Here is a 24,563-nt window from a genome sequence, read left to right on the forward strand (position 1 = left end):
ACAGAGCTTTGAATTTCTCTTGGCAAATTCAAAGAAGTACCTTATAAGTAAAAAGAGAATAAATTTTTATTAAATAGCAAAAAAACAGTGAAAAAACAAAGCTGGTCTGCGCTTTTATTGGGCAAAAATGGTCTTTGCTTTTTAACGTTTGCAGGTGGTGTTGTGTTACACGCCACTAACGTTTATATTGTTATTACTATTTTACCCTCCCTTATGAAGCATATTGGCAATGAGATATATTATTCTTGGGTGGCAACTGTCTTTATTACAGCTTCACTCCTTGGTACTTCGCTTTCAACAAAAATATTAGGGAAATTAGGTCCTCGCAACGCTTATGTGATCTCTGGACTTATCTTTACCCTAGGCACTTTCCTGTGCAGCATTTCTTCATCTATGCCATTATTTTTAATAGGACGCTTTATTCAAGGATTGGGAAGTGGTTCTTTGTTGTCTCTATCTTATTCCATGGTACGTATTGTTTTTAGCCCATCTTTATGGTCACACGCATTAAGTGTTATCTCCGGAATGTGGGGAATATCAACCTTGCTAGGACCAGCGATCGGAGGAATTTCTGTATATTATGGTCTATGGAGAGCATCCTTTTGGATCATTGGCGCGTTAGCTATATTCTTCTCACTCATAGCCTTTAAAATTTTACCTAAAAAGAATGAAAACTATGTTCTAACATCCCCCCTCCCTCTTCTCCAGCTTCTCATACTCACCTTATTGATTTTTATCATTTCTGTTGGAGGAGCTATGGACACAACAATGGCAAAAATTTGCGGATTAGTTATCGGACTTAGTCTTCTCTTTGTTCTAGCAAAAATCGAATCATCTAGCTTTCATCCTATGTTGCCACGCAAATCCTTTTCTTTCTCTTCTGAAATTTTTCCTGTTTATGCATTAATACTCGTTATGACAACAGTCGTGTATAGTATAGAACTTTATTTACCACTTTTTCTTCAAGAACTTCATGGACAAGCTCCACTTATTGCCGGTTATATAGCAGCACTTATGAGCCTAGGGTGGACGTGTGGAGCCCTCTCAAGTGCTGCTGTCTCCACAAAAAAAATTCGCAACATCATTGTATACTCGCCCCTATTAAAACTGTTAGGCATAGCGATTCTTTTATGGCTCATCCCAACAGAAGTTTCCACACTTGAATGTATTTTTATTATTTGCTTAGCACTATTTTCTATTGGAATCAGTGCGGGCATAGCATGGCCACATTTGCTCACACGGATCTTAAAATGTACAAATGATGAAGATGCTCTACGTGCCAGTGAATCCCTTACCTCGGTACAACTATTTTCAGCTGCATTGAGTGCAACTCTAACCGGAGTTATCACCAATCTTGCTGGACTCTTTAATCCTGGAGGAACAATAGGAATGATCTTAGCAGCAAAAACTCTTTTTATAGTGCTCATTGGTTTTTTATTTTGTTTTGCTATTCCATTATCGCTGCGCATTTCTTACTGCATATTAAAAAATCCAACAGGACATTCCAATAATTAAATAAACATAAAAATACCTTCTTCATTAAAAAAATGAAAAATATTAAGCATACTTCTCCATATACCATGAGACGCAAAAAACCATTAATCCACACAAAGTTAGAACACTTCCTAAAACAGCTGTATATTCATAACTATAGCCCAATTTTAAAACTAATGCTCCAGATTCTGCACCAAGAGCGTTGGCAATATTAAAAGCAGACTGCATTAATGCTCCTGCCAAAATCTGTCCCTGTAGTGCAACATCCATAATTTTTGTTTGTATAGAAGGCATAGCAGCAAAAGAAGTCCCAACAAAAAAGCATCCTATTGCTGCTGTTAACGGAGCATAGGATAAAAAGAAAAAAAGAAAAAAAACAAATATGCTCCAAAGCATAGAAAAAAATATCATCGGAGAAATACCAATTTTAACAGCTAATTTAGGACCCAAAAGATTTCCTGCCACCATTCCCAATCCAACTAACGGCATGATAAATGGTACCCATTCAAGTGAAACACCAGAAATATGCATTAATGTTGACTTGATATAAGTGAAAACAGAAAATAATCCTGACGCTCCCACCGAAACCATCAACAAAAGAAGCCACACCTGCTTTTGCTTTAATGCACGCATTTCGTGCAAAGGATTCGTTTTTGGAAAACTTGAATCACAAGGCAAAAAATTCCAAATAAGAAAACAACATAATAAAGCAATCATACCCACAAGGACAAAAGCAATCTGCCAACCAATAAGTTGACCAATCCAAGTAGCACTGGGTGCTCCCAAAACGGTTGCAATTGTTAAGCCAAGCATAACATATCCAACAGCTTTAGAACGTTCTTTCATTTCTACCATTGAAGAGGCAACCATAGCCGCAAGCCCAAAATAGATTCCATGGGGAAGTCCACTGAGAAAGCGTAATACTACTAATATGCTAAAATCAGAAACAAAGGCACTAGCAATATTTGCTAAAGCATAAAAAAGCATCAATCCTATCAAAACAGTTTTGCGTGATACCTGAGCTGTTGCCACAGCTAAAAGAGGTGCTCCAATCACAACTCCTAATGCATAAGCAGAAATATATTGACCAGCGGTAGGAATATCAACATATGAACTTCGTGCCATCTCTGGCAGTAGCCCCATTGCAACAAACTCTGCAGTACCAATAGCAAAACTCCCCACTGCAAGAGCTAAAATTATTAAACGCCGTATTCTCGAATCAATTCCCAATGCAAGAACCTTTTGTCTATAAAAATCCTTCATATCACCACTTCTGGATAGGAGTTTTAACTGTAGATATCTGTAATACACACAAACAAAAATTCAAAAAATTGTTATACGCACGCCCAATAGTCCCCAATAAAGTTTTAGAAATATTTTGACATATAAAGCATTTTATGAAATTTTAAGTAAGACTCTTTAACGGAAAATCTTTGAAAACCTCAAAGTTATAGACGTATTTACCTATTTTTATCAGATCTGCCAGATAATAAACTTTGTTTCCTCTTTTCAGCAGTTCCAATTTTACAGTGAAACCTTTATTTTGCAACGATATACTATACCCTATAAATAATTCTAAAATTTGTCGAATAATGCATTTCAAACAAGTGAAAAATACCCCATCATTATCTTGATACAAAGATAAAACTTCTTCCAAAATCATTGTTGCTTTATTTTTGTTACCTGAATGCAGATCCTCCAAATCGGTAAGCTATAATTTCAACTTTACAGCATTCTTATAAACTATTACAGAGTCCTTTAAAAAAATCTCATGCTTGGTTTCTAGATTTATTAAATATCCTCTTTTAGGCATCTTTATCCCTCCCTCATCTAACAGAGGAATCGCCTCAGATATCTAACTCATATCTGTAAATTAAAATATTCACGTAAATATATTATGGTTATTTTAAGATATAATTCTATAAATAGAGCAGAAAACAAATATAATAAGTTTTATCTTAATATATTTATTGATATTTTATAAATATGCTAATTATCATGATTAATATTTAATTTTTTATGCCATAATATCTATAGTTTTTTATTGTATAGATTAATAATATTACATAAATCTATTGTAAATAATAATTATAATAAGATATAAAACTAAAATATAAAATTATAACACTTTAAATGTTGTAATCTTATTTTAGTTTTCTTTTAATTTTCTAAAAATTTATCTATGCGGTTGTATATAACCCATTCTTTACCATTAGTAATAAAAAACATAAAGTAGCTCACAAAAATACAATTTTCATCCTTCTTTAAGAATTCGCTAACGCCTCATTAACATTGTTGCTTTAAACAGTCATCAGAAACAGAAATAAACTGTTTTTCTCCGGATCAGGTAGCGCGTACCGGAGTAACAGTTTCTGTTTTATATAGTAATTAGAAAAAGAATATATGCCCTATAAAACCGTACTTTTATATCTTAGAACAGTGCAATTTTATAATTTTGGAAGGTGTGTCTAATTTCATATTTTTAGCTAAATTTGTAAGTACAAGAATAAATTCAATAAAAAAAATGAAGCGCTATATTACGATTAATATTTTAGCGTCCTTGTGCCCATAGAGCACGTGTTTCAGCGCAAAAATCAGCATAACAGCCTTCTTCAATGGCATCACGAATTCCCTGCATCAATTGTTGGTAATAAAAAAGATTATTCCAAGTCAACAACATACCCCCAAGAGATTCACCAGATTTGATCAAATGATGTAAATAAGCACAACTATAATCGTGTGCTGCTGGACAAAGTGACTGTGGATCAAGAGGATGTGGATCTTCTGCATAACACGCATTACGCAAATTAATTCTACCAAAGCGGGTAAAAGCTAAACCATGACGTCCTGCACGCGTCGGCATAACACAATCAAACATATCAATACCACGAGCAACACTTTGTAAAATATCATCAGGTGTCCCTACTCCCATAAGATACCGTGGTTTATCCTCTGGTAAAATCGGACAAGTAGTATCCAATACTGCTGTCATAACACTCTGCGGCTCACCAACAGCAAGCCCTCCAATAGCGTAACCTTTTAAATCCATTTCTTTTAATGCTTGAGCAGAACGTTCACGCAGTTTCATATTATCACCACCTTGAACAATCCCAAACAATGCTTTATCTGGCTGATCTCCAAAAGCTGTTTTACAACGCTGCGCCCACCGCAATGAAAGTTCCATAGCTTCTTCCATTTCTTTTTCAGTTGCAGGTAATGCAATACATTGATCCAACTGCATCTGGATATCCGCACCAAGAAGTTCTTGAATTTCGATAGAACGCTCTGGACTCATTTCATAGTAAGCTCCATTAATGTAAGAGCGAAAAATCACACCTTGTTCAGTAATTTTACGGATTCCTGCCAATGACATAACCTGAAAGCCACCAGAATCGGTTAAAATAGGCCCGCTCCAGCGTGAAAATTCATGTAATCCTCCCAAACGCGCAACACGTTCAGCTCCTGGACGTAACATTAAATGATAAGTATTCCCCAAAATGATATCTGCACCAAGATCACGTATTTGATCCATATACATAGCCTTAACGGTTCCTGCCGTCCCAACAGGCATGAATGCGGGTGTACGAACACATCCTCGCCCCGTTATAATTTCGCCTCGACGTGCATACCCATCTTGAGCAATTTTTCTATAATGAAATGTCTTTATCATAACTCTTGTCTTTTTGATTCCATCAATGCATATCCCTATAGAAAGAAAAAAGATATCCCCCTTACGAGCATTGTTATAAGCTTTATGAATTAATTTTTGATTTGCTCAATATTGTAACCAGCATAAAAAATTAAAAGAGATAAAAGAACATTTCTTGTTAAGAAATCACCATAATAAAAGTGATAATCTAACTCCAGAAAAATAGTAAAATCCTTATAATATCATACCTCAAAATACCTGCGCTTAACGCACTAAAATCTTAATAGAACTGAAAAATTATTATCACAATAATCTCATCTTAACATACTTCCATAAGCAGTAATTTTGTACGCATAGAAGAAAACTCTAAACGCATTGTACAGTTTACAATATTCTTTACTTTTACAGATAAAAGTTTTTTATCTATTGGGCACATCAATCCTCAAGCTTAATAAAAGCGCAAATGAGCATAATCATTTATCCAATCACAATATTGAGATAGCTCTTGGCACTTGAGATACTTCACAAAAGAAATTAACGTGTAAATAAAAACACTAAAAATGCTTTTTGTAAAGATTCTCAAATACCAAAAGCTCTATCGTAACATTAGAGGCTGAAAAGCGTATGATGGTACCCGCTTGCTTCCTTCACAAGCTTTAAAGATGGTGATGCATAATCAATTTTATACTATTTATAGCTTTAAAAACTATACACGCCATGAATGTCATCGTGGAAGTGAATGTTGATATGTACTGAGAAATGCTTCTTAAAAAAACACGTAAATGTGCAACATAAGTATATTCCGTTTGGAGCGTTCCTCTATTAAAAAACGAAAAAATAAAAGCGTAAAGCTATACATAATCTTCATTATTTAAACGATATTGCTTTAGATATTTTAAAAAAGTCAAGCTGAATAAAAGGAGATGGCAAGACTAGCCATTTGTTTCACCTCTGCGCCTTTATATTCTTCTAAAATTAAACTGTCCTCTTGTTTTAAAGATTACGCCAAGATATATATATATATATATATATATATATATTGGTTACCCACCTTGCTAGGAAAATTGGAGCAGCTAGTAAGGCTCTTATCCGTCTCAATATATTTCAAACATAATGCTGCAATAGAATAAGCGTAATACTACAAAAGAGTTTCGTGTGCCTTTATTGATCAGAAAAGAGTATTTTTTTCTTAGAAACTTACAATTGAAATCAGTATAATTTATACTATTTTGCATCCGCAGCAATAACGGCTTTGGTAATTGCATCTGGATCTGCAACAGGTTCACCACGTTTAATTTTATCAACATTTTCCATACCTTCAACAACTTGTCCCCATATGGAATATTGACGATCAAGCCACGGAGCATCTGCAAAACAAATAAAAAACTGAGAATTAGCAGAATTTGGATTCTGACTACGTGCCATAGAAACTGTACCACGCTTATGAGAAAGATTTGAAAACTCTGCTGTTAAATTTGGTTTTTCTGCTCCCCCCATACCCGCACGTGATAAATTGAATTTTTCACTATCCTTCTTTCCAAATTGCACATCCCCAGTTTGCGCCATAAAACCATCAATAACGCGATGGAAAATAACATTATCATAAGCACCTTCACGTACCAGTTCTTTAATACGTGCAACATGACAAGGCGCTAAATTAGCCAAAAGCTCAATAACAACTCTGCCCTTTGTTGTTTCAAGAATTAAAGTATTCTCTGGATTTTTATTCTCAGCCATATGGAAAGCTCCTTTGATTCATTTCTCAACTTGTAAAGTAGCAGCATTAATAACATCAGGATTTTTTACAGATCCATTATTACTTGTCGTACCTTTTTTTATTTTATCAACAACATCCATCCCCTTTATCACCTCTCCAACAACCGTATACTGACCATTTAAAAAAGCAGCATCATCAAAACAAATGAAGAATTGAGAATTCGCGGAATCCGGATCTTGTGACCGTGCCATCCCAACAGTACCACGCTTAAACGGCTGCTTTGAAAACTCTGCCGGTATATTGGGATAATTTGAGCCACCCATACCAACGCGTTTCAGATCAAAATCTCTACTGCCTTTTTTTCCAAACTTTACATCACCAGTTTGTGCCATGAAATTAGGAATAACGCGATGAAACACAACATTATTATAAGCCCCATCCTCTGTTAATCTTTTGATTTGCGCAACATGTTTTGGCGCCAAATCAGAACGCAGACGAATAATGACATCACCATCTTTGAGAGATAAAACAAGAAGGCTCGCATCACTTTCTGAGCTAGAATTACCGGCGACAGCGAACAGTGAAAAAAAACAAAACACACATATCAAAACAGCAAAAATTCTACGAGACACAATTATTCTCCCCTAAAAGATTTGAATTTCGAGCTTAAAGCTTGTGCAATATTGGGCGGTACAAATGGTGTCACATCACCTCCCATAGAGGCAATTTGGCGTACCAATGTAGAAGTTATCGCACGCCCAGAAATGCTTGCCGGCAAAAAAACAGTTTGCAATTCAGGAGCCATAACGCCATTCATCCCTGCCATTTGCATTTCATAATCAAGATCAGTACCATCACGCAATCCACGAATGAGAAATGAAGCACCAACTTCACGCGCCTTCTCAATTAGAAGGTTGCTAAATGAAAGAACCTGCAATCGATTAGAATCTGCACCAAACAAGTCTTTCCCTACCTGCGTAATGAAATCAACACGCTCTTCAAAGCTAAAGAGTGTTTTTTTGTCAGCCTGTACCCCTATAGCGACAACCACCTTATCAGCTAACACAAAACACCCTTTCAAAACATCAAGATGACCATTTGTAAGAGGATCAAAAGAACCTGCATAAAAAGCAATTTTCATGATTTTACTCCACCCTCTTCAAAATTACTTTTCTTTGCTCATATCAACTGTATCTGAATGCTTCTCACCTTCATCCTCTAATGAACTCGTATCATCTTCAGGTTCAGAAATACGTTCAACCGATACGACTCTTTCACCCTTGGCTGTATTAAAAATTGTGACTCCCTTAGTTGAACGCCCAGCAGTACGAATTCCCTCAACAGGGACACGAATAAGCTGCCCCCCATCTGATACCAACATAATTTGATCTTGCGCCTTCACCGGAAAAGCGGCTACTAATTTACCAATTTCAGCTGTTTTAGATGGATCTGTTGCACGAATCCCTTTTCCGCCACGTCCCGAAATCCGGAATTCATAGGACGAAGAGCGTTTACCATAACCAAACTCACTCACTGTCAAAAGCATTTGTTCACGTGCATGAAGTTCTGCATAACGTTCATCTGTTAACTCTGTTTCAGCACCCCCATCTTCCTCATCAAGAGTTACAATATCTTCAACATCAGCATCTGCACCAGAAGCACGCCGTTCATTCATTACACGTTTAATATAAGCAGAACGCTCAATGGACGTTGCCTCGACATGCTCTAAAATTGTCATCGAAATGACTTTATCGCCTTTAGCTAAATTGATACCACGAACTCCCACAGAATTACGCCCAGCAAAGACACGAACATCAACAACTGGGAAACGGATACATTGTCCATTGGCTGTTGTTAGAACAACATCATCATGTTCTGTACAGGTTTCAACAGAAAGAATTTCATCTTCTTCATCAAGTTTCATTGCAATTTTACCATTACGATTAACCTGAACGAAATCTGATAATTTATTACGACGCACAGTTCCACGTGTTGTCGCAAACATAACATCCAACGCACTCCAGCTCGCTTCATCTTCAGGCAAAGGCATAATCGTCGTAATACGCTCACCTTGTTGTAAGGGAAGCATATTGATCAAAGCCCGCCCACGCGATTGGGGTGTTCCCAGCGGCAGTCGCCAAACTTTTTCCTTATAAACAATCCCACGTGATGAAAAGAAAAGAACCGGAGTATGCGTATTGGCAACAAACAATCGCGTTACAAAATCCTCATCCTTTGTGGACATACCAGAACGCCCCTTACCACCACGTCGCTGTGCACGATAGGTATTAAGAGGCACACGTTTAATATAGCCACTATGGCTCACCGTTACCACCATATCCTCTGGCGCGATTAGATCTTCACTCTCCATCTCAGCGCTACCAAAACCAAATACAGTACGTCGCGGCGTTGCAAATTCCTCACGAAGAACACTCAACTCATCCTTAACAATACACATAATGCGTACGCGTGATGCCAAGATATCAAGATAGTCAGCGATATCCACGCCAATTTTATTCAACTCATCAGCGATTTCATCACGCCCAAGGGCTGTCAATCGTTGCAAACGCAATTCTAAAATAGCACGCGCCTGTTCTTCAGAGAGATTATAAGTACCATCCTCATGAATAATATGACGAGGATCATCAATAAGTTTAATCAAAGGTGCGATATCTATCGCTGGCCAGCGTCGCTCCATTAACTGTGCACGTGCTGTCTGCGGATCAGGAGCCTGGCGAATAAGTGCTATAATTTCATCAATATTGGCAACCGCAAGGGCAAGACCAACCAAAACATGTGCTCGCTCACGCGCTTTACGCAAAAGATATTTTGTTCGCCGACTGACAACTTCTTCCCTAAAAGAAACAAATGCACGAAGCATATCAAGCAACGTCATCTGTTCGGGTTTTCCCCCATTCAAAGCAACCATATTACAACCAAAAGATGTTTGTAGCGGCGTATACCGATATAATTGGTTTAAAACAACTTCCGCAACAACATCTTTCTTCAGCTCAATCACAACCCGATATCCATCACGATCAGATTCGTCACGCAAATCAGAGATTCCCTCAATGCGTTTATCGCGCACCAATTCGGCCATTTTCTCAATCATCGTTGCCTTATTAACTTGATAAGGGATCTCACTCACAATAATTGCTTGTCGACCACTGCGAATTTCTTCGATATCAACTTTAGCGCGCATAATGATTGAGCCACGCCCTGTTTCATAAGCTGCACGGACACCAGAATGGCCGAGGATAATGCCCCCTGTAGGAAAATCCGGACCAGGAATAATTTCAATTATTTTATCGAGTGTGATATTGGGATTATCAATCAAAGCGATACAACCATCAACAACTTCACCAAGATTATGGGGAGGAATATTGGTTGCCATTCCCACAGCAATCCCCCCTGACCCATTAACTAAAAGATTGGGAAAACGCGCTGGTAAGACAACCGGTTCACGCTCACGCCCATCGTAATTATCCTGAAAATCAACAGTATCTTTATCTATATCAGCTAAAAGTTCTTCTGAAACTTTTTGTAAACGACACTCAGTATAGCGCATGGCCGCAGGTGGATCACCATCAACGGAACCAAAATTTCCCTGACCATCAATCAATGGATTTCTTAAAGAAAAGTCCTGCGCCATACGCACTAAAGCATCATAAATTGAAGCATCACCATGGGGATGGAATTTCCCCATAACCTCACCAACAACACCAGCAGATTTACGATACGACTTATTGAAAGAAAGCCCCATCTCATTCATAGCATGAAGGATACGTCGATGAACAGGCTTAAGGCCATCACGAACATCAGGGAGTGCACGTGAAACAATCACGCTCATCGCATAATCGAGATAGGAGCGTTGCATTTCATCAATAATACTGATTGGTTCAATACCGGTTAGCACATCACGTTCTGGGTGTGGAGTAAGATCGGTCACAATTTCAAAACTTTCAAAAAAGAATCATTTCATTTTATTTATATCGAAAAATACACCAAAATACTAATTTCTCCCCCATGACAAAAAAAGAAATTTAACAATATTTTTCAAGATGTTATTAATTTATGTTAAAAATTATCAATAATGATCAACAATTTCCACTTCGCTAAACTTCAAAAATCTGAAACAAACAAATCACAAAGTAATCATAATACTGCAATTAAAGACTCTTAAAAAGGTACGTCATCATCTAATTTATGTGAAAAGCTTTCTCCTAATTGATTATTATTTTGACCAAAAGTATTTCTCTGATTTGAGTTACTATCGGCAAAACCACCACTATAACTCCCCCCTTGACTTGCTCCTTGCTCCCCGCCCGCTGCTCCCCGGCCATCAAGCATTTGTAATTCGCCACGGTACTTTTGCAAAACAACCTCTGTTGTATAACGGTCATTTCCATTTTGATCTTGCCATTTTCGTGTCTGTAACTGCCCCTCAATATAAATTTTGCTGCCTTTTTTTAAATATTGCTCTGCAACTTTAACAAGGTTTTCATTAAAAATAACAATATTATGCCACTCAGTGCGTTCTTTTCGCTCATTTGTATTCCGATCACGCCAACTTTCTGAAGTAGCAATACGCAAATTTGCCACTTGATCACCAGAATTCAAACGGCGGATTTCAGGATCCGCACCAAGATTACCAATCAAAATAACTTTATTAAGGCTACCAGCCATCGCATAAACTCCAAAATTTTAATTCGTAAATACTCTGTTTTATAACAGTTATAACCATCTTGACCTTCAATTTACATGTCTGCAATTGACCTTCAATATGGATATTGCTATCCTTTCCAATATTGTATCCGTTTAATTATAACAAAAGATGATAAAAACGCATAGTTTATTCCACTACGAGAGAATAAAAAGCTGCTCATTTGTATTTTTCTTTTCACAAAACTTGTACCTTCTTTTGGCATTAAAGCAGTTAAACACATTGTAATTCTAAAAAAACAGTTTTATTCCATTTTAGGTGCTCAGTTTTTGTCACATATACCAAGGATAAAATATGACTTATCAAAAATATATCTCCATTCGTGGTGCACGTGAGCATAACCTTAAAAATATTGATCTCGATTTGCCTCGTGACAAACTCATTGTTATAACAGGACTTTCTGGATCAGGGAAATCATCCTTAGCTTTTGATACAATTTACGCTGAAGGACAACGCCGCTATGTCGAAAGCCTTTCAGCCTATGCACGCCAATTTTTGGAAGTCATGCAAAAACCCGATGTCGACCGCATAGATGGTCTCTCTCCAGCTATCTCCATTGAACAAAAAACAACCAGTCGTAATCCTCGTTCAACGGTAGGTACCGTTACTGAAATCCACGATTACATGCGTCTTCTCTTTGCACGTATTGGTATTCCTCATTCTCCTGCAACAGGACTTCCTATTGAAAGCCAGACAGTAAGCCAAATGGTGGATCAAATTATGTCCCTACCAAAAGGAACACGAATTTTTATTATGGCACCCTTTGTGCGAGGACGAAAGGGAGAATATAAAAAAGAGCTAATAGAACTTTTAAAAAGAGGATTTCAACGAGCTAAAGTTGATGGCGAATTTTATGAAATCTCTGACATTCCACCTCTTGATAAAAAGTATAAACATGACATAGATGTCGTGGTGGACCGCATTGTTTTACAAAAGGATATCACCTCTCGCTTGGCTGATAGTATAGAAACCTGTTTACAACTAGCAAATGGACTTGCCATAGCTGAAATGGCAGACCAACCTTTGACACAAAAAGACACGACAAAGGAATCTGCTTATAAATCAAAAAATGATACACACAAACGACTCATTTTTTCAGAAAAGTTTTCCTGCCCTATATCTGGTTTTTCTATTCCTGAAATTGAACCACGCCTTTTTTCGTTCAATAATCCTTTTGGGGCCTGTCCTCTCTGCGATGGATTGGGTATCAAAAAGGTAATGGATCCACTGAAAATTGTGCCAAATAAAAATCTTACCCTAAAGAATGGAGCCATTGCTCCTTGGGCTAAATCGGATTCACTTTATTATAGCCAAACCTTAGAAGCATTAGGAAAAGCTTACAGTTTCAAACTCACAGATCAATGGTGTGAGCTCTCTAATGAAGCACAACATGCTATTCTCTACGGTACAAAAAGAGATGAAATTTCTTTTATCTATAAAAATAATTCTGGTTCGCATAAAACGACTCAACCTTTTGAAGGAATCATCCCCAATATGGAGAGACGCTGGAAAGAAACCGATTCTGCTTGGTCTCGAGAAGAAATCGAACGTTATATGTCTTCTTCGCCTTGTCCAGCTTGTCACGGTTATCGTTTAAAACCAGAGGCACTTGCTGTAAAAATCCACGGAATGCATATAGGGCAAATATCAGATCTTTCTATTCTAAAGGCAGATGATTGGTTTGCCAATATTCATCAATATCTTACAGAAAAACAACGTAATATCGCCATACGTATTTTAAAAGAAATTCGCGAACGCTTAGCTTTTTTAAATCATGTAGGATTGGAATATCTTACCTTGTCTCGAAATTCAGGAACGCTTTCAGGTGGAGAAAGTCAACGCATTCGGTTAGCATCCCAAATTGGTTCTGGTCTTACAGGCGTTCTTTATATTTTAGATGAACCATCTATCGGTTTACACCAACGCGATAATGAACGCCTTTTGGAAATGCTGCACCATTTGCGCAATCTTGGTAATACAGTTATTGTCGTTGAACATGATGAAGATGCTATTCTCACAGCAGATCATGTTGTCGATATGGGCCCTGCCGCGGGCGTTCATGGTGGAGAAATCATAGCGCAAGGGACACCACAGGAAATTATAGAAAATTCAGCCTCTCTCACAGGCCAATACCTTTCAGGAAAAATGGCTATTAAAATACCTGCCGAACGACGCAAAATATCAAAAATGAAAACACTTAAAGTCATCGGCGCCAAAGGAAATAACCTCAAAAATATCAATGCGAATATCCCTCTTGGAACCTTCACATGCGTAACCGGTGTTTCTGGAGGAGGAAAATCAACATTTCTTATTGAAACGCTTTTCAAAGCAGCATCACATCATATCATGGGCACTCATCACAGCCCTGCCAGCTATGACAAAATTGAAGGTTTAGAATTTCTTGATAAAGTCATTGATATCAATCAGTCCCCCATTGGACGCACCCCACGCTCTAATCCCGCAACCTATACAGGCGCTTTTACACCGATTCGTGAATGGTTTGCAGATCTTCCAGAATCAAAAGCCCGTGGTTATAAAGCTGGGCGTTTTTCATTTAATGTTAAAGGAGGACGTTGCGAAGCATGTCAAGGTGATGGAGTCATAAAAATTGAAATGCACTTTTTACCTGATGTCTATGTTACTTGCGACGTCTGTAAAGGAAAACGCTATAATCGAGAAACACTAGAAATAAAATTCAAAGGACAGTCTATAGCCGATATTTTGGATATGACAATTGAAAAGGCAGAGGAATTTTTCCAAGCTATTCCCGCTATTCATAATAAAATGGAAACTCTCATTAAAGTAGGATTGGGTTACATAAAAGTAGGACAGCAAGCAACCACACTTTCTGGTGGGGAAGCACAACGTGTAAAACTTGCGAAAGAGCTTTCACGTAAAACAACGGGACGTACACTCTATATTTTGGATGAACCGACAACAGGTTTACATTTTCACGATATCTCAAAACTTCTTGAAGTACTGCATGAACTAGTCGAGCAAGGCAATACGGTTATAGTCATTGAACATAACCTTGATGTTATAAAGACAGCCGACTGGATTATTGATTTAGGACCAGAAGGTGGAGATCGCGGTGGGGAAATTGTTGCAATTGGACGCCCTGAAGACATCATTAAGGTTCCCGCTTCCTATACGGGAAAATTTCTAAAAGACGTTTTACTGCGCCCATCTCTCTATAATTCCAATTCTTAAAAACGCTTTCCATTGTAAAATACAGCATACTAACAAAGCCTGTACTTTTATTATTACCTGTAAACCAACACCTAATTCCAGTGGTGCAACATGTTTAAAGCAAATACTAAAACAATTTAGCGCTTTATAAGCTGTTTCAGTTTTCGTATTGCCCAATAGGAACGCACGCATAATTGAGTATTTATTCACGGAATATATTTGCGTTGCCAATTCACACATCTGTTTTAAAGAAATATTTCTCAACGCTCTCAAGCCCATTTCACGACGGCATCTATGAATGCTATAATAATAAATCCATTATTGTACACTACCTTTACATTTATGAAGGAGCATAATTGGTATCATCACACCCTTTTCCAATATTTGTCTCCCCTACTCCCTAATATTGTAAAATCTTTAGTTATCGAAAGCTTTCATAAAAAGCATTTTATTTCTTTTTTCAAATCTTTTTATTCACACACTCGTATTATTTATGATATACAAAGGTATCATTTTGATTGATTGACGATAAAAAGATCTGAAATAAAAAAATCTTACGTTATTTAGGTTTTTCATTCAATATCAAAAACGTCTAATTATCCTTATAAATCAACGTATTATCTAACAAAAAAGAAACAAAACTCTTTTATTATATTATTTTAATTCTTGTAAAAGAATTGTAAGATGTTTTCCAAAAAACAGTATTTGAATTTATTCTACAAAAGAAACTCTCCTAAAAGAGCATAGAGTGTCATTATTTTCGACTTTTTGTGTACAAAGTATCTATTGGACATCTTACAGTTGTCAATATAATGTGATGCAGTCTAAAAAGACAAAATAACGTTGGAGATAATTTCAGCATGAAAAAAATTGAAGCCATTATAAAACCTTTCAAACTTGATGAAGTGAAAGAAGCGCTTCAAAAAATTGGATTACATGGTATTACAGTAACAGAAGCGAAAGGTTTTGGTCGTCAAAGGGAACATACAGAACTTTATCGTGGTACGGAATATGTTGTTGACTTTCTACCTAAAGTAAAGATTGAAATTGTTGTGTCCGATGAAAAACTGAAACAAACTGTTGATGCAATACGTAAAGCAGCTCAAACCAAACATATAGGAGATGGAAAGATATTTGTCTTTTCCATTGATGATGCCATTCGTATAGGCACGGACGAAATCGGTATCGATGCCCTTTAATAAATAACAAGAAAATTCACTTTTTTATCCACCTCAACGCCATATTAAGGAAATTGAATATGACAACCGCATCAGATATTATCAAACAAATTACAGACAACGAAATCCGTTTTGTTGATTTACGTTTTACTGATCCACGAGGAAAATTGCATCACATTACAATGGATATCGCAGAGATCAGCGAGGATACTTTTAGTGATGGTGTTATGTTTGATGGTTCTTCAATTACTGGTTGGAAAACAATTAATGAATCTGACATGGTTTTAATGCCAGATCCAGAAACAGCACATATTGATCCTTTTTTTGCTCAATCTACTTTGGTCATATTTTGTAATGTACTTGATCCTGTCTCTGGTGAGTTTTATCGTAGAGATCCTCGTTCTATCGCCAAAAGGGCTGAGGTTTATATGAAATCTTTAGGCATTGGAGATACAATCAATGTAGGTCCAGAAGCAGAGTTTTTTATCTTTGATGATGTACGCTATAAAACGGACCCTTACAACACAGGGTTTAAACTCGATTCAAGTGAACTTCCTTCCAATGATGATACAGAATATGAAACAGGCAATCTAGGACATCGCCCACGAATAAAGGGAGGCTACCTTCCTGTTCCGCCGATTGATTCCTGCCAAGATATGCGTTCTGAAATGCTCACAGCACTCAAAGATATGGGCGTAAAGGTCGAAAAACACCATCACGAAGTAGCAGCAGGCCAACATGAATTGGGTATTCGTTTTGATACACTCGTTCGCGAAGCTGACAAGATGCAAATTTTTAAATATGTTGTACATCAAATAGCAAACAGTTATGGAAAAACAGCAACCTTCATGCCAAAACCAGTTTTTGGTGATAACGGCTCTGGAATGCATGTCCACATCTCCATTTGGAAAAATGGCAAACCCATTTTTGCAGGAAATGAATATGCCGGACTATCAGAAACCTGTTTATTTTTTATCGGTGGTATTATTAAGCACGCAAAAGCAATCAATGCTTTTACCAACCCATCCACAAACTCCTATAAACGTTTGGTTCCTGGTTATGAAGCTCCTGTTCTTCTTGCCTATTCAGCACGTAATCGTTCTGCATCTTGCCGTATTCCAATGAGCTCCTCACCAAATTCAAAACGCGTAGAAGTTCGTTTTCCAGACCCAACAGCAAATCCCTATTTGGCATTTGCAGCCCTTTTAATGGCTGGTCTTGATGGCATCAAAAACAAAATTCATCCCGGACATGCTATGGATAAAGATCTTTATGATCTTCCCTTAAAAGAACTCAAAGAAATCCCTACCGTTTCAGGAAGTCTGCGTGAAGCGCTTGAAGCACTTGACAAAGATCGTGGCTTTCTTAAAGCTGGCGACGTTTTTGATGATGATCAGATTAATTCCTTCATTCAAGTAAAGATGCAAGAAGTCTTGCGCTACGAAACAACACCCCATCCTGTTGAATTTGATATGTACTACTCTGTTTAAACAATCAATACGCATTCTTTTGATTTTAAAAATGGAGGCAAAAACCTCCATTTTTGTGGATATTCTTCTCATACAAAAGCGCAAGAGGCTTTTTGCTCATCCGCTTTTCCTTTATAATGCGTTGAATCTCTTCAAATGAACTAACAAGGTTTCTAATGCCGCGAATTTGTTTTCTCGTTCTCATTCTTTTATGCATTGTCTTTATCAGATCAACAACTCAAGCACATACAATAACCAACCACAAACTCACAGCCCTTGAAAAAGCAACATCTGCTTATAGTAAAGCACTTAAAAATGCCGATGCAAATGTCATCTTAAATGCTATTCCTCCCCAAATCATCAACCGCTTAACTGCCAAAAAAAATCTTAATCAATCACAATTTCGACAAATCATGAAAAGCCAAATAGAACGATTGGCAGAAAGTTACAAGATTGAAACAATCAACATTGACCAAAAACAAAAACGTGAAGGTACACTTGATAATGGGACCCCTTATTTTGTTATCCCCGTAGAACTTGTAACCACAACAAATGCTGGAAAAAAATGCTCTATTCAAACTGAAATTATTGCCCTACTTCACGATAACCAATGGTACTTTATCCGTGGTAATGACGAAGCACTCTTAAATATAACCAATGAACTATTTCCTGGACTTGAAAAAGTAAAAATCAATCCTCAAAAAATCACAAAAATACTCTGAGCGAAAAGAATGCACGTAAATAAAAGATTTACCCCTATAAACAAGTTGTAACAATTGTAGCCGCAGCCTTAAATTCAACTTTTTTATGAGCACGACGCACCATTGTTTCTTTATCTATTCCCCATTGTTCCATCATCCAATCTTCATCTAAATGGGCAATAGACCAAGCATGATCAGCATCAATGTTTCCCGCAGCAACAGCAAGAGCAATGAGAGCAGATCCCGTTAAGGTTGTCATCATATGAAGTGCAGCAAGCATATAAGGAGACTCAACGCTACGTAAATAATGACTCACAGCTTGAAGTGCTTCTGGTGATTGTTCCACATGCATCAGCCCTTCTGTCAAATAAAACCTTGAACCCAGTTTTTTTTCTGCCCAATCTAATAAAGGATCCCATTGTTCAGATTGTTTTTGCACCAGCTCTTTAGGCGTCTGTGCACGATAAAAGATCATATCACACGCAACGAAACGCAATAAATCTTCAAAAACAACCTGCATATCATCAGCGATACCATCAATAACAGTATTAACCAAACGCGTCATCGGCATTTTTGCAGGATCAACAACGTGCTTTTGGCTCTCAAATTCCTGAGCAACGTATTCAGCAAACACTTCTGTTGGCACATGAAAATGACGCCTGGCGGGCGTTTTAACGCGACGTTCATCTAATAAGATAGTAAAGCTCCCTTCCTCACAAGCAATCTTCACTTGTCTATAAAATCGTTTTAGTAGCGGCTGACATGAAAGATTTTGAATCTTTTGAACAGAACTTTTTTTATTCTTATTCAATGGCATATCAAAATGATCCAAAATCTCACGCATATTTGTTTACCTCTGATCTTTTCAAGAAAGCGACTGTTTTATCCAAGCTTTATACACTTTAATAAGATTTAATCCGACCTTCCCATGCTTCAAAGAAGAAGAAAGATCTTAGCGCCCCCACTCTGATTTAAAAGTTATATTTCATATCTATTTCACAAATAAGACACGATCTTGTTCATATATTCAATACAGCTATTAGAACAATTTTTTTAAAGGATTTATCCTTATAAGAACTGAAGATGTTGAATTTGATGGTAAGAGTGTTCACGCTTTACCACTTTTCTCATTATCCACCTGCAATAATGCAATTGATACGAACAGCTTCAAAAACGCTTTTTATAAAATTTTAAAGCATAAAAGTGTGCATCACCCACGAAACGATAGAGCTGTATATTTTACATATCCCCTCCTTTGCTTAACAGCAAAAGCTTTTAATCAACAATCAATACCCTCCCCTGCCTTTCATGATGATATCAGCAACCTCAAACGACAGTACTTGACAGGATAATAATGCTACCTATTTTAAAAAGCTGATGACGAATCCATCCCAAATATTTATAACCAAAATAACACAAATAGATTTATAGTCTCATTATCAATTTTTTTGAAGCATTTAAGCACCCCTATCAACCAGATAAAAAAATAAATCAACGTGATCCTTCCATACTTATTAAAACACATGATGCCATCATTAAAAGAAGCAATTAAAATTCTGCACCATCAATGATTTTAAACCCGACAATAAAACAAAACTTCAAAAATCACATTTATTATTTTTAAAAAGATTTATTAAAAATGATAGCGCAAACCACCAGAAAAATGAACTCCAGAAAAACCAGCCTTGGTTAACCTATGCTGATAGCTAAGATCACTGTGAAGTGTAACTTTAGAAGAAAACTGCGCATTGATCCCCAAACCTGTTTCTAAGGAAGAACCAAAAGCACCCAACTGGAAAACATCTTTAAAATGAACAAATTGTTTTTTACCAAAACGATTAGAAAGATGAATATTACCATAAAAACAAATGATACGATCTTTTTCAGATGCTAAAAATATTTTATTTAAACGCCCACCAATACGCACCAACCATTGACCTATTTTTTTCATCTCAACATCAAATCCATCAATATCACGAAACTTATCAAATTGAAGATATTGATAAATAAGCTGAAGTTGCGGATCAAAAATAAGATCTTCATATCCTATCATAAACACTTTACCAGCAGAAAACGAAACGTTCAAAGGATTTGCTTTTAATGTCGCCGTCTTACCCCAAGCATGGGTAAGCACATCCCCTTTAAACAAACCATATGATAAAAGACCATCTACATAAAAACCAGTGTTGTGTTTCACACTACCGTATGTCGTAAATGACCATTTATTAAACGTACTCTTTTGACTTTGTTCCACGTTACGAGGTTGTAAGGAAAGCTTTCCATAGGTTCCCATAACCCCAAAAGATGTCGTACTATATGCGCTCTCTATTGTTTTGAGCAAAATAGCTGTTTTTATAGCGTTATAATCAATATTACCATCGTACCCATATTTAAGTGTAGAAAGATCTGAGACATAACGATAATTCCCACCATAACCGTGGACAGACAAAGCAAAATTCCCTTCAACTTTTAATAGTTTGCGAGGAATAAACTGCGTAACCTGCAATTGCTTTTGTTGATTACTGATATCCATAAGTCCAATATGAAACAAAGCATTTGGTAACAAAAGATAGGTTGGAACTTGTGGAACAACCTCTCTGACCTTTAACGCAGAATGAGGGATAACAGACACTCCAAAAGCAGGCTGAATATACTTACTTTCAAGGCGAAAATCCCAAAAATCTCCATTTCCTTCAACCAATCTTTGAGAAATTTGTGCATTTCCAAGAGTAGAATCTGGACCATAAGCGTGAAGATAATATTGGTAAGGCAACCCCTCTAATGCAATATAAGCACGATTTAACTGAAAAGAATCTTCTGCTGCTTTTCCAGAAACCTGAATAAGTGAAATACTATGAGCATTTTCACCGGTTGCTATCTCTCCCTGATTTTCTGCAACAAATTGCACATAAACTGTCGTTTTCCCAGAAACATCACCATGTATCAAAAGTCGATCAGTCTTTTTATTATCGAGCAAACCATCACTATTGAGATATGTATTGAGATAAATATCAGCCCTTTCTTGCGCACTATAAACTTCTTTCTCTCCCTCCCCAATATAAAGTGTCTGATACTCCTGAAACATTGGAGTTTCAAAAGCAATAAAGCTATCAGAAATTTTTACAAATGAAATAAATGAACTTATGCGGTTTGCAACTTGCGAATCTATCTCTCTTCTTTTTGTCAAAAACCATTTTGATCCCCTTGTCAAATAAAGCTCAGCAATAGAATCATCGGCAACACGAGTCCCTCCTATCAATGAAGAAGAATCAGCCAAAATCGCTACAGTCCCTCCCTTTTCAGCTGTTAATAACAAGTCACCAAAAATTTTTGTACCTTCTGTTACTGCAATATAACTACGACTGTTATTACTATAAATAGCTGTTCCATCTGGAACCTCAAAAATTGTCCTTTTCAAAAAGACAAGCCCCTTTTCATACGCATCATTCCCCTCATCCATCTCAAAATACATACCATGTTTGTTACCTATTGCCTTAATTGTTGAATCTTCAATATTAACCCGCGAAATTAAAATATTTCCTTCCCTGCCGTTATTGGATGGTGTGTTAGAATCTTGTCCAACTGTTAAAACATGAACATCCGTAGAAATAATATTAGTATTTTTTAAATAAACAGAGCCCCGATGTTTTACATTGAGAACTGTATGTGCAATTTTTTTATTTGTATTTTCTTTATCTTCTGTTTTTTGATATTTCGAAGTAATGGTAACACCATCTAAAGTCGCACTCCCCCCTCTCCCCACATAAAGCGCAGCAGCATCATTCACATCAATAAATCCACTTTTCATCTGAATACCCGCATCAGCCCTAACGAAAAGAGCACTCTCTTGACCAATACCCAAACCTTTCACTTTAATTTTTGTATTCGTTAACGTAACAGATGCTCCCCGCTTCTCTGCATAAGCTGCAATCTGAGAAGCCTCTATTGTTCCACGATTAACTTCAATCATTCCACTATCAGCTTTAAGACCTATTGACACATTTTTAAAAGCTGAATCACTCAAAATAATTTTTCCCCCTCGTGATACAAAAACACCATAAATATCTTCTATACTCGCAGTAGCTTCAACCTCTACACGCATTGCCTGAATAACTGTATTTGGCTCCTGTACTACTATAGCAGAAGACAACATAAGAGAATTACCCTCCCCATTCTTTTCTTTAACAGGTGCCGTGAACTTATATACTTTATCACTAATTGTATGCTTTACACCATCACTGCATTTATAAGGCAATTTGTTTTCGTCACATAACAGTGATACAAATGAATGAGAATGCGCCTCAATATTTATATTGAACAAAAAAGAAAAACTAGCTGCTGTAAAAACGCACGAATACAAGTGATTGTTAAATACCTTGATTATCATTGTTTTTCAAAACTTTCCTTTTTTCAACAAAAACAAAAAATTCTAACAAAAATAAACACAATACGAATAAAAAATAAAGTTATTTTATTTTTTTCTGATAAATTACAGTATTTCTAATAATATGTTTTGTATTTTATGTAAAGAAAGAACAAAAAGTTTAAAAATACTATTTAGGATGACAATCTCTTTAAAGTGTGCATCTCAAAAACCGCTGAAAACTGTAATACAAAATGCCCAGAAACTAATCTCAAAAAACGCGAAAAAATGCAAATTTTTAAGAGATATAATATATGAAATTTATAACAGCATCATTTCTTCAACTACAACAAAAAAACAATAAATTGCACACTAATATATAGGCTAATGTACATAATTTTTATATTAAAAATACTAGATATCTAACAAAAAAATTTGAATAAATAAAAAAAATCTTCTAATACTCTATCATCAATGATTTTAATTAATAAAAGTAAGACCTTAGATCTTTTGATAAAATCTAAAATACAGTAAAACACTCATCATCTTGAAATTAAAAAACACCAAAATAAAATTTCATCAAAATCAGTTTTATGAAAGCTATCTGTTTATTATCATTAAAGCAGATATTTTAGCAAAGCTATTATTTGCCATTCTTTATATTGAATAAATTTCTCTAAATAACAACTAACTATCCTCTGCTATCATCATCTGACAACAACACTATTGCTAATCTCGTAGCTAATGAATATAACTATATTTGAGACAAAATAGCCGTTTTCTCTCTCCTCTCGTTTAATATTTTCATTCAATTATTGCTTTAAAAATGAACATTCTGCTGTTGATGATCACTTCTGCAAAGCTTTTTTTATTTACTGGCGTTTTTTATCATTCATCAAGACGTAACATCTGTTTCGTCGAATTGGTTACACCAAAAATATCATTATCTATAACCTGCTGATACCCTACTACCATTAAACTAGCTAAAAATGAATCACTTCGCTATACTAATGAAAAATAGATTCTCTTTGAATCTTGCAGTTTGTATCGATAAGCTGCTTTAGTTATTCATTCATAAATTGCTGCAAACTCACTTGAACGGGAATCCATATTGTCAGGAAAGTAGATTGGCTTCCTGCCACATTTTTACAGTATTTGTGAGATCGTAGATTTATTGACATTGGGCTTTGCTCATAATGCCAAGGTCGATAGGGAAGGTTTTCTAACACATCCAGCAGAGCTTAATAAAATTATAACACTCAATAATTTCAATATTTTTTCATTTCCCTCTCAATATTTACAATAGAAGAGCTTATAAGCTTTCTAGCATTTTTTCGCATGCAAAATGGCTAGTACATTAAAAAAAGAAATCCCATCCCCCCATGCGAGAAAAAGAACATGAGGATTATTGATTACAGAAACATCAATACCTAAGGTTGACATTCAGGTTGTTCTTTATGCTCTTCACAATGAGGACTATTCAAACGCCTCTCTACACTTCGCTGAGGAATAACTGCATCAGGCTGACAAATTGGAAGATTTTCATATTTCTCACACCACTTCACCCTTCCCAATTTATCTTGAAAGCCTGCTTGGATCATACATGCACTCCCTGCCTCCTCAGCATTGAATTTCTCATCAAGACTTGTTTCTGTATCAAGACGACCATCAAGATGCTGCATTCCGCATTCCAACAGAGCTTTTTTGATCTCAAGCTGATCTGCACCGGGCTTTTCCCATGCATCTACGGCTGTTCGAGAAGGCTGCTCTGGGTAACATCCAGCCATAACAAATAAGGTTATCCCGCTTAATAATTTTAAAATATGCTTCATTTTCCTATCCTTGAGTAATTTTTATATTACGAAACCATCTATAAATTATTTTACATGCTGTTTTTTTATTTCCAAAACAATGATGGACATTATCAACCTTTATTATTTTTATCTTTCCGAAAATTATGCCATTATTATTATATCAAAAATACGGTAAAATTATTACTAAAATCATATTCTATCAACGGTATGCTTATAATTATTATCAATATTCTGATTACAACCAAAATATATATTTTTATATTATT

14 protein-coding genes and 1 pseudogene are annotated in these 24,563 nt (G+C 36.2%); 5 read left to right on the forward strand and 10 right to left on the reverse strand.

Annotated features, from left to right (window positions below):
• Nucleotides 1-87: 87 nt before the first annotated feature.
• Complete coding sequence (locus tag ACFIJ0_RS07950; RefSeq protein ID WP_375644301.1) at nucleotides 88-1,515, forward strand: MFS transporter; 1,428 nt, start codon at nucleotides 88-90, stop codon at nucleotides 1,513-1,515.
• 42 nt (nucleotides 1,516-1,557) lie between these two features.
• Here ACFIJ0_RS07950 and ACFIJ0_RS07955 read toward each other — a convergent pair whose 3' ends face one another.
• The 7 genes and pseudogenes from ACFIJ0_RS07955 to ssb form a co-directional block, all read right to left on the reverse strand.
• Nucleotides 1,558-2,757, reverse strand: coding sequence for an MFS transporter (locus ACFIJ0_RS07955; protein WP_375623998.1), 1,200 nt, complete (start codon nucleotides 2,755-2,757; stop codon nucleotides 1,558-1,560).
• Between the two features lie 1,288 nt (nucleotides 2,758-4,045).
• Nucleotides 4,046-5,164 (reverse strand): tRNA guanosine(34) transglycosylase Tgt, encoded by a 1,119-nt coding sequence (gene tgt / locus ACFIJ0_RS07960; protein WP_375624000.1) that lies wholly within the window; start codon nucleotides 5,162-5,164, stop codon nucleotides 4,046-4,048.
• 1,203 nt (nucleotides 5,165-6,367) lie between these two features.
• A complete protein-coding gene (locus ACFIJ0_RS07965) occupies nucleotides 6,368-6,880 on the reverse strand; it encodes a peptidylprolyl isomerase (RefSeq protein WP_375624002.1) in 513 nt (170 codons plus the stop codon).
• A gap of 18 nt (nucleotides 6,881-6,898) precedes the next feature.
• A complete protein-coding gene (locus ACFIJ0_RS07970) occupies nucleotides 6,899-7,492 on the reverse strand; it encodes a peptidylprolyl isomerase (protein ID WP_375624004.1) in 594 nt (197 codons plus the stop codon).
• Nucleotides 7,482-8,001 (reverse strand): annotated as a pseudogene (gene coaD / locus ACFIJ0_RS07975) (pantetheine-phosphate adenylyltransferase). Before coaD ends, ACFIJ0_RS07970 begins: the two are co-directional and overlap by 11 nt.
• 24 nt (nucleotides 8,002-8,025) lie before the next feature.
• Entirely contained in the window at nucleotides 8,026-10,809 is a 2,784-nt protein-coding gene (gene gyrA / locus ACFIJ0_RS07980) for a DNA gyrase subunit A (protein ID WP_375624006.1), read from the reverse strand.
• 230 nt (nucleotides 10,810-11,039) lie between these two features.
• On the reverse strand, nucleotides 11,040-11,546 hold the full coding sequence (gene ssb / locus ACFIJ0_RS07985; RefSeq protein WP_015856526.1) for a single-stranded DNA-binding protein: 507 nt from the start codon (nucleotides 11,544-11,546) through the stop codon (nucleotides 11,040-11,042).
• A gap of 331 nt (nucleotides 11,547-11,877) precedes the next feature.
• Here ssb and uvrA point away from each other — a divergent pair, with 331 nt between their 5' ends.
• The 4 genes from uvrA (at nucleotide 11,878) to ACFIJ0_RS08005 (ending at nucleotide 18,141) form a co-directional block, all read left to right on the forward strand.
• Nucleotides 11,878-14,793 carry an excinuclease ABC subunit UvrA gene (gene uvrA / locus ACFIJ0_RS07990; RefSeq protein WP_375624008.1) on the forward strand — a complete coding sequence of 972 codons (2,916 nt, stop codon included), beginning with the start codon at nucleotides 11,878-11,880 and terminating at the stop codon, nucleotides 14,791-14,793.
• Between the two features lie 839 nt (nucleotides 14,794-15,632).
• Nucleotides 15,633-15,971, forward strand: a complete 339-nt coding sequence (locus ACFIJ0_RS07995) for a P-II family nitrogen regulator (RefSeq protein WP_375624010.1) — start codon at nucleotides 15,633-15,635, stop codon at nucleotides 15,969-15,971.
• 59 nt (nucleotides 15,972-16,030) lie between these two features.
• On the forward strand, nucleotides 16,031-17,440 hold the full coding sequence (glnA, locus tag ACFIJ0_RS08000; RefSeq protein WP_375624012.1) for a type I glutamate--ammonia ligase: 1,410 nt from the start codon (nucleotides 16,031-16,033) through the stop codon (nucleotides 17,438-17,440).
• Nucleotides 17,441-17,595: 155 nt separating this feature from the next.
• Nucleotides 17,596-18,141: a hypothetical protein gene (locus ACFIJ0_RS08005; protein WP_375624014.1), complete on the forward strand. Its 546-nt coding sequence runs from the start codon at nucleotides 17,596-17,598 to the stop codon at nucleotides 18,139-18,141.
• Nucleotides 18,142-18,175: 34 nt separating this feature from the next.
• On the opposite strand, the gene ACFIJ0_RS08010 is transcribed toward ACFIJ0_RS08005, so the two are convergent.
• The 3 genes from ACFIJ0_RS08010 to ACFIJ0_RS08020 form a co-directional block, all read right to left on the reverse strand.
• Entirely contained in the window at nucleotides 18,176-18,964 is a 789-nt protein-coding gene (locus ACFIJ0_RS08010) for an ATP12 family chaperone protein (protein ID WP_375624016.1), read from the reverse strand.
• A 789-nt stretch (nucleotides 18,965-19,753) separates the two neighbouring features.
• Nucleotides 19,754-22,507: an autotransporter outer membrane beta-barrel domain-containing protein gene (locus ACFIJ0_RS08015; RefSeq protein WP_375624017.1), complete on the reverse strand. Its 2,754-nt coding sequence runs from the start codon at nucleotides 22,505-22,507 to the stop codon at nucleotides 19,754-19,756.
• Nucleotides 22,508-23,913: 1,406 nt separating this feature from the next.
• The gene (locus tag ACFIJ0_RS08020) at nucleotides 23,914-24,315 is read right to left on the reverse strand and encodes a hypothetical protein (protein WP_375624019.1); all 402 of its coding nucleotides are present in this window, start codon (nucleotides 24,313-24,315) and stop codon (nucleotides 23,914-23,916) included.
• Between the last annotated feature and the right edge of the window lie 248 nt (nucleotides 24,316-24,563).

Origin of the sequence: Bartonella sp. OC68QHHN, from assembly GCF_042193875.1 — a bacterium.
GTDB lineage: Bacteria > Pseudomonadota > Alphaproteobacteria > Rhizobiales > Rhizobiaceae > Bartonella > Bartonella grahamii_A.

Bases quoted from the DNA above. Each gene is read 5' to 3' on its own strand.
- ACFIJ0_RS07955 (WP_375623998.1), bottom strand. From the start codon at position 2,757: ATGAAGGATTTTTATAGACAAAAGGTTCTTGCATTGGGAATTGATTCG.
- tgt (WP_375624000.1), bottom strand. From the start codon at position 5,164: ATGATAAAGACATTTCATTATAGAAAAATTGCTCAAGATGGGTATGCA.
- ACFIJ0_RS07965 (WP_375624002.1), bottom strand. From the start codon at position 6,880: ATGGCTGAGAATAAAAATCCAGAGAATACTTTAATTCTTGAAACAACA.
- ssb (WP_015856526.1), bottom strand. From the start codon at position 11,546: ATGGCTGGTAGCCTTAATAAAGTTATTTTGATTGGTAATCTTGGTGCG.
- uvrA (WP_375624008.1), top strand. From the start codon at position 11,878: ATGACTTATCAAAAATATATCTCCATTCGTGGTGCACGTGAGCATAAC.
- ACFIJ0_RS07995 (WP_375624010.1), top strand. From the start codon at position 15,633: ATGAAAAAAATTGAAGCCATTATAAAACCTTTCAAACTTGATGAAGTG.
- glnA (WP_375624012.1), top strand. From the start codon at position 16,031: ATGACAACCGCATCAGATATTATCAAACAAATTACAGACAACGAAATC.
- ACFIJ0_RS08005 (WP_375624014.1), top strand. From the start codon at position 17,596: ATGCCGCGAATTTGTTTTCTCGTTCTCATTCTTTTATGCATTGTCTTT.
- ACFIJ0_RS08010 (WP_375624016.1), bottom strand. From the start codon at position 18,964: ATGCGTGAGATTTTGGATCATTTTGATATGCCATTGAATAAGAATAAA.
- ACFIJ0_RS08015 (WP_375624017.1), bottom strand. From the start codon at position 22,507: ATGATAATCAAGGTATTTAACAATCACTTGTATTCGTGCGTTTTTACA.
- ACFIJ0_RS08020 (WP_375624019.1), bottom strand. From the start codon at position 24,315: ATGAAGCATATTTTAAAATTATTAAGCGGGATAACCTTATTTGTTATG.